Origin of the sequence: Litorivivens sp. (genome assembly GCF_041625495.1) — a bacterium.
GTDB lineage: Bacteria > Pseudomonadota > Gammaproteobacteria > Pseudomonadales > Spongiibacteraceae > Litorivivens.
Genome location: NZ_JBFJTH010000185.1, coordinates 1 through 6,763 on the forward strand (window position 1 = coordinate 1; position 6,763 = coordinate 6,763).

Below are 6,763 nucleotides of genomic sequence, written 5' to 3' on the forward strand. Positions count from 1 at the left end.
ACCGTGCCATCGGGGCAAATCACCACCGGCATGATGGTACGGCCAATCTGAGGCAGTGTCTGGTGCTGGTAGGCATCGGCCCAAATCCCCTGTTCTTCAAAAGGGATGGCCTGCTTGCGCAGGTAGCTGCGTGCCTTCCCCGTATAAAGGGAGCTTGGAATACCGAAGAGTTGGAATGGCTTGGTCATGGACGGTGAATTTTGATGTAGGGGTATTGACTTATGTTCGAGATGTGCACAATATAATTCAATGAATTAATTAATGCAATGAATTATTTCGACTATGACAAGCAAGTTTATCTGGGGTACCGGCCTCGCCATCTGGTTGCTGTTTACATTTTGGTACACCAATACCGGTGGGCCGTTGACCGCTGCGGAGGTTGAGCACTACCTGCAGCTGATGGCGGAAACTGATGGCGTAGAAGCCGATGTCGAGCAGATCCGGGGTTTCCTCGAAGGCGACAAAGGCGGGCAGTTCATCATGGTCAATATTGTCGATCTCAATGAAAACCCGCCGACCATTGGTGGTGTAGAGCCTGGTGCAAGCGCCGATGATCTGATGGCGCGCTATATGGAATTCATGTTTCCAGCAATGCTCCGTCGCGCATGCCATCCTGCATTCTACGGGCCTGCCATCGGGCCAGTAGTGGACTTGGTGGGCTTGCCCGGCGCCCATGAATGGGATCAGGCGGTATTGATGCGATACCGCAGTGTGCGCGACATGCTGGAAATCGTGACCAATCCGGAGTTTGCCGGTCGGCATGATTACAAAATCGCGGCGCTGGACAAGACCGTGGCATTTCCCGTGTCCCCATTGCTGTACTACTCGGATTTGCGCTTTGTGCTCGGGCTGTTGCTACTCACCCTGTGTGCATTGATCAATCTGCTGATATCCGGAAAACGCAATAACCCCAAAAATTTGTCAGGAATAAATATATGAACCGACGAATACAAAAGCGCTTTTTCAAAATCACAATGCTGTGCTTTACACCGTTTATGGTGGTTAACGCCATTGCCCAGGAAAAACGCCGTGTTTTGGAAGAGGTGATCGTTACCGCGCAGAAGCAGGAACAGAGCCTGATCGACGTGCCCGCGTCGGTCTCGGTCATTGATGGCAAGGCGATGGCGGAGAACGCGGCGCTGGATGCTCAAGACATGGTGGCTTACACACCAAACGTCAAGTATGTCGACTCCAATTCGGTGCCCACATTTACCATTCGAGGGTTTGGTACGCCAGCCCAGGGACGGCATATTGAGCCCTCGGCAGCACTCGTTATTGACGGCGTTTCCTATGGGCGCACTACGTTTACCGCAGATGGTGTTTACGATGTAGAGCGCGTAGAGGTATTGCGCGGGCCGCAGGGACCGCTGTTTGGAAAAAATACCGTGGCGGGTGTGCTTAATTTTACGACTAAACCCGCAGATGCCGAGTGGGGTGGCTATATCAATGTCGCTGCGGGAAGCCTGAACGAAAAGCGTGTCGACGCTGCGCTGTCTTTTCCGATTATTCCCGAAAGGTTGGGTGCAAGGATTGCAATCCGCGATCGGTACCGTGAGTCGAACATCTATAACACAACCACTGATGAGGAGGGTACGCTATTCGACCAGTTCGCCGGCAGATTCAAGCTACTTTGGGACGTGAGCGACGACGTGGTTTTGGGGCTGGATTATTTTGAAGCTGAGGCAGAGACCGTTAGCACGCCGTATCAGATTGTGGGAGCGACCGATCGTGCCATCGAAGAATGGCGCAAGCACGATCCGAGAGTTGATCGAGAAGCGGATGGCAATCAGTCTATTCAGGGCGGTTCGTCAAATCGTGAATCTGAGTCTCTGACGTTTCGGTATCTTCACGCACTGGGTGAACTGGCATTTTTTGATGACTTCAATGCAGAAATAACCGCGAATCGTTCCAAAATCACTTCACCCGCTGAGCTCGATACCGACTTTAGCCCAATATTCTTTTCGACGTTGACCACGCTCCCAACAGATCGCTACGAACAGACGTCGGTAGAGATTCGCTTTGATGGGCGCACCGGCGCACCCTTTGGATGGGGCACCGGCCTGGATTTGATGTTTGGTGTGTTGCACTACCAGTTCGAGAACGGCTCTACCCAACGCTCGGTGCTGCAGCTGGATCAACTGGACGATTTGCTCCGTGCCGGGAGTGCCGGATTGCCACGTGGCTCGGAAGACGCTGCAGCCCGTGCACTGCTGGCTGCCGAAGGTTCTGTGGAGGGTCAGGGTGACACCCTGTTTATTGAAGGTGCGGTGCAGGTCGATTCGAAGGCGAATTCGGTGTTCCTGCAGGGAGACTGGCACTTCACCGACACGCTAAACGCAACTCTCGGATTGCGGTACACGAGCGAGCGGAAGCAGGCCTCTACCTATTCGCTGAATGACAGCGTTGTGATCGCCAATGCGGTTGCGGGGGCGGAAAATTTTACCGAGACCTATGACAAAACGGAAAACGATCTGTCGCCAAAGCTGGCGATTTCCTGGGAGCCAGTTGAAGATTTTCGACTGTTTGCCAGCGTCGCCCAGGCTTTCAAAAGCGGTGGCATGAGTGGGCCGGTCGTCGCCCCTGTGGATTTGACCTATCGCCCGGAAGAGGCTTTTTCGAAAGAAATCGGTATCAAGAGCTACTTATTTGATCGGTCTTTGCAACTGAACCTGACCGTATACGAGACACAGTATACCGACTTGCAAATATTCGCCTATAACGGATCGCAATTAACCACCTTGAACGCGGACGATGCAACGGGCCGTGGCGTCGAATTGGATTTTACCTGGTTGCCACCACTACCAATCCTTTCCGTATCCGGAAGTATCGGCTACACCGAGGCAACCTACGATTCCTTTCCCTGCGCCCCTGGCATCGCCGGTGCTGACGTCGCCGACAATCCGCCGGGCTGCGGCACACAGCGAATGAATCCCGGCGGCCTCCTGCCAATGGATCCCGGCGGCCTCCTGCCGGTGCGCGGCGACGTTCGTCAGGATCTGACCGGTGCGCAGGTGCAGTATGCACCGGTCTGGACTGCCAGCCTGACCCCAACAGTACGACTGCCAATCGGTGAGCATTGGGGCCTGTTGCTGGGGCTGGATATCCAGTACGAGGATGAATTTTTTCAGAACATCGACAACGATCCCGTGTCCTTGCAGGACGCCAGAACGACGGTGAATTTCCGGATGGGTTTGGCACAACGCAATGGCAACTGGCGTTTTATCCTGAATGCGAAAAACCTGACCCGCGAATCTCACAGCGTCGTTTTTAATGACCTGCCCAGTAATCCGGGTAATTACGCCGCTGCGGTGCTGACTGACGAGCCGCTGGTGTCGTTGGATATTCGCTATAGCTTCGGTGCAGATGCGGCATCGATTGGAGGCGACTAGTCATGATAAGCCCCGTGCTGATTTGGGGAGGCGCCCTTGCTGTGTATGCGGTTTTTTATATTTGGTACCACGGTTTTGATGGGCGGTTGCGCCAGGATGAGATTGACGAGTTCTTTGCGCGGGTTGATGTCGATCAGCTAGGTGTGGAGGAGCAAGAAAAGTTCGAGGGTTTGCGGCGATTTTGCGAAGCCGACGATGGCCGGGATTTCGTGATGGTCAATCTGATCGCCTACAACCCGCCGGTGCGTGAGTCGGTAAAAACCTTGAACATCTATCAGAAGGCGTTTCTCGGTGCGTTGTTACGCAGTGGCGGCCACCCACTGGCTGTGGCCCGTGGCGCGGGAAAGAACGTGGAACTGTGGGGTGTGGAAAACGGTGACGATTGGCATTTGGCGGCGCTGATCCGCTATCGCTCGCGACGCAGCATGTTGAATGCCCTATCTGGCGATGCTTTTACCGACACTCATCACCACAAAGTGAATGCTTTGCTAAAAACTATTGCCTTTCCCGCTAGTCCCTATTTTGTCGTGGGTGGCGGTCCTAAATTTCTAGTGCCGCTGTTGTTGGCATTTATCGCAATGACCTGTCAGTACCTGATCGCCTGATGCAATTCCTGCGCACTCCCGATAGTCGTTTCGAGGATCTCGCCGACTACCCGTTTGCACCACACTATTTGGCGGTGGATGACAGCTACAAGGCGGGAGCGCGGCGGTTTCCTTCGCTCGCTACGATTCTGTTGGACGACGCGGAGACTGCAGCGAATCGAAAAGCCTGGCGCGTACTGGAACGATTCGACAAGCCTTTCATGTGTGCCTTTTCCGACGGGGATCCGGTAACCGGCGGGCTGAAGGCGCCGATACTGAAGCGTGTCCCCGGCTGCCGCGGTGTGCCCCATCGCACCATCACGAACGCCGGACATTTTCCGCAGCAAGAACAGCCGCAGCAATGTGTGCAGGCGATTTTGGATTTATACACATGATGAAAGTACTTCGTACACCTGACAGTCGATTTCAGGATTTGCCTGGCTACGACTTCGAGCCCCATTACCTTAACATCAACGATGATGATGGCACTGAACTCCGTGTGCACTATATCGATGAGGGTCCGCGAGATGCCGAGCCGATACTGTTGATGCACGGCAATCCAACTTGGGTATACCTGTATCGCAAGATGATTCCCGGCTTGTTGGAAACCGGCAGGCGGGTTCTCGCGGTCGATTTGGTCGGTCTGGGTAGAAGTGACAAGCCGGCAAAGCGACGTTACTACACCCAGGCCAGACACATCGACTGGATGTCTAAGTGGCTAACGGCGATGGATCTCCAGCACATTACCCTGTTTTGTCAGGACTGGGGCGGAACCATTGGTTTGCATCTGGTTGCCAAACATCCCGAGCGCTTCGACCGTGTCGTTGCATCGAATACAGGGTTGGGCGACGGCCAAACTGTGCCGCGCGCATTGCGGATATGGCAGTGGGGTATGAAATTGCTGCCGATTTTCCCGCTGCGTTATGCCATCCGGTCGGTGATACAAACAGCGTCTTTCAGCGAGGCTGAACTGGAAGCATACGTCGCTCCATTTCCATCGAGAAAGTATCAGACGGCCATTCTGGCCTTTCCACAGTTGCTACCCACGCATCCAAATATGCCGGGTGTTGCTGATAACCTGTTGGCATGGGAGAAGCTCAGCCAGCTTCGTAAACCGTTTCTGACATTGTTTGGCACGCGGGACCCCATGACACGTGGATCGGACGAGTATCTGCAGCAGGTTATCCCCGGTGCTGCCGGACAGGCCCACCAACGAATTTCGGGTGCAGGTCACTTCACTCAGGAAGATAAGCCGGAAGAATTGGTCCATGCGATAACGAATTTTTTAAATACATCAGAGGATGGTTGAAAATGATTAACCGAATATTCCCGAAAGAAGCAAACAATGACTACCGTGGGAGCCCGCTCGCTTTCTATGGGCTCTGTCTGATGACCGCGGTCTTTACCTTTCGCTCTTTCGTGCATTTTTTGAAGGACGACGGGGGTATCAATTCAATCGCCTCCATCATCACATTTCCTGGCACGCCAGATCCGGATCGGGTGATCCATCTGTTTGCATCCCTTTGGGGTGGGCAGCAGGTAATCACCGTGCTGATACTGGTTACGGTGCTGGTTCGCTACCGCAACCTTATCCCTTTTATGGCGCTGATCCTGATGCTGGAGCAAATCACCCGGGTGGTTGCCGGTATCCAGCATCCTTTAGACCCGACATTCTACGCGCACGAGCCCCCGGGTGGTGCACGAGGCACATTAATGTTTTTCGGTGCAACCATTCTGATTTTTGTGCTTTCCCTGCGGGAGCGGAAAAGCGCTTCCTGAACACGAGGAAATATCGATAAATGTTAGTCATCAGGTATTTGTTTCTTGCAGTTGCGATCTTTGCGTTGTCTGCGGTGCTACTGGTTTACAACCTGCGCAGCCAGATGGATGCAATGAGTGTGCAAAACGGTAATTGGCAGACGAATGTCAATACAGGCTCCGCTGATGCTGGCGTTATGCTGCGCGCGGCGGTTGCGCTGGGGGGCTTGTTGGCATCCACCCGGGAAAACTCAGTCTATTACATTGTCGAAACCATTGATGGCGAGCCTTTGCGGTTAGATTGTGAATATGTCGTTCGTGGCGGGGAGTATGACGCGGATTGGTGGAGCATCACCGCCTACGGTTGGGACAATTATCTGATTCCCAACAATGACAATCGCTATTCATACAACAACGAAAACCTGAGCCGTGATGCCGATGGCCGTTGGGAAATCCGTGTGTCGGTCGCCGAGCAGTCCGGTGACTGGTTGCCCGTTGGTCCCGCAGGAGCCGCCGCATGGCGCAAAATTTCAGCAAAAGACTTCGACCTGCTGTTGCGCCTCTATGCACCTGGCAAAGATTACCTCGATAACCCGGCATCTGCACCGCTACCCGAGATTCGCAAGGAGGGCTGCGCATGAGAATTATGCGTACGATTGCCGTTGTTCTGCTTTGCGCCTGGGGCGGGCAATACCTGCTCGCAATGGCGGCGCCGCAGCTGATCATGGAGGCATTACATCGCGCGGTTGGCCAGCGGTATGCGCACAACACGCTGAACGTGGCGCCCACACCAGACGCAAGCTCCCGGGATGTGGTTCGGCCGAGCCCTGATCTTATTTATGCGATGTGCGCCTATGATCTGACTGATGGTCCTGTAGCAATAAGCGCTGAAGTACCGAGTCGGTACTGGTCGATGCAGTTCTACCAAATGAATACCAATCACTTCGCAGGTTTTACCAATAAAGGTGGCGGTGAAGCCCGTGCAGGAGAAACCCTCAAGGTGACCTTGATTGGTCCCGAGCAGCGCGCCGC

At 54.1% G+C, this 6,763-nt stretch carries 8 protein-coding genes and 1 pseudogene; 8 read left to right on the forward strand and 1 reads right to left on the reverse strand.

Annotation, left to right across the window (positions count from 1 at the left end):
* Positions 1–188: pseudogene (locus ABYP39_RS16210) on the reverse strand (glutathione S-transferase); the annotation flags it as partial.
* Between the two features lie 94 nt (positions 189–282).
* Between ABYP39_RS16210 and ABYP39_RS16215 the strand changes: the two are divergent.
* The 8 genes from ABYP39_RS16215 to ABYP39_RS16250 all read left to right on the forward strand — a co-directional run.
* Positions 283–939, forward strand: coding sequence for a hypothetical protein (locus tag ABYP39_RS16215; RefSeq protein ID WP_372749926.1), 657 nt, complete (start codon positions 283–285; stop codon positions 937–939).
* Positions 936–3,389, forward strand: a complete 2,454-nt coding sequence (locus ABYP39_RS16220) for a TonB-dependent receptor (protein WP_372783583.1) — start codon at positions 936–938, stop codon at positions 3,387–3,389. The genes ABYP39_RS16215 and ABYP39_RS16220 overlap by 4 nt, the downstream gene beginning before the upstream one ends.
* Positions 3,390–3,391: 2 nt before the next feature.
* The gene (locus ABYP39_RS16225) at positions 3,392–3,994 is read left to right on the forward strand and encodes a hypothetical protein (RefSeq protein WP_372760069.1); all 603 of its coding nucleotides are present in this window, start codon (positions 3,392–3,394) and stop codon (positions 3,992–3,994) included.
* The gene (locus ABYP39_RS16230) at positions 3,994–4,368 is read left to right on the forward strand and encodes a hypothetical protein (protein WP_372783585.1); all 375 of its coding nucleotides are present in this window, start codon (positions 3,994–3,996) and stop codon (positions 4,366–4,368) included. The genes ABYP39_RS16225 and ABYP39_RS16230 overlap by 1 nt, the downstream gene beginning before the upstream one ends.
* Entirely contained in the window at positions 4,365–5,282 is a 918-nt protein-coding gene (locus ABYP39_RS16235) for a haloalkane dehalogenase (RefSeq protein ID WP_372783587.1), read from the forward strand. Before ABYP39_RS16230 ends, ABYP39_RS16235 begins: the two co-directional genes overlap by 4 nt.
* 2 nt (positions 5,283–5,284) lie before the next feature.
* Positions 5,285–5,752 (forward strand): hypothetical protein, encoded by a 468-nt coding sequence (locus ABYP39_RS16240; RefSeq protein WP_372765356.1) that lies wholly within the window; start codon positions 5,285–5,287, stop codon positions 5,750–5,752.
* A 20-nt stretch (positions 5,753–5,772) separates the two neighbouring features.
* Complete coding sequence (locus ABYP39_RS16245) at positions 5,773–6,372, forward strand: DUF1214 domain-containing protein (protein WP_372760738.1); 600 nt, start codon at positions 5,773–5,775, stop codon at positions 6,370–6,372.
* On the forward strand, positions 6,369–6,763 hold a 395-nt coding region (locus ABYP39_RS16250; RefSeq protein ID WP_372765354.1), incomplete at its 3' end, for a DUF1254 domain-containing protein. The genes ABYP39_RS16245 and ABYP39_RS16250, both read left to right, overlap by 4 nt.

Coding starts and splice junctions, on each gene's coding strand:
- ABYP39_RS16215 (WP_372749926.1), top strand. CDS start 283: ATGACAAGCAAGTTTATCTGGGGTACCGGCCTCGCCATCTGGTTGCTG.
- ABYP39_RS16220 (WP_372783583.1), top strand. CDS start 936: ATGAACCGACGAATACAAAAGCGCTTTTTCAAAATCACAATGCTGTGC.
- ABYP39_RS16225 (WP_372760069.1), top strand. CDS start 3,392: ATGATAAGCCCCGTGCTGATTTGGGGAGGCGCCCTTGCTGTGTATGCG.
- ABYP39_RS16230 (WP_372783585.1), top strand. CDS start 3,994: ATGCAATTCCTGCGCACTCCCGATAGTCGTTTCGAGGATCTCGCCGAC.
- ABYP39_RS16235 (WP_372783587.1), top strand. CDS start 4,365: ATGATGAAAGTACTTCGTACACCTGACAGTCGATTTCAGGATTTGCCT.
- ABYP39_RS16240 (WP_372765356.1), top strand. CDS start 5,285: ATGATTAACCGAATATTCCCGAAAGAAGCAAACAATGACTACCGTGGG.
- ABYP39_RS16245 (WP_372760738.1), top strand. CDS start 5,773: ATGTTAGTCATCAGGTATTTGTTTCTTGCAGTTGCGATCTTTGCGTTG.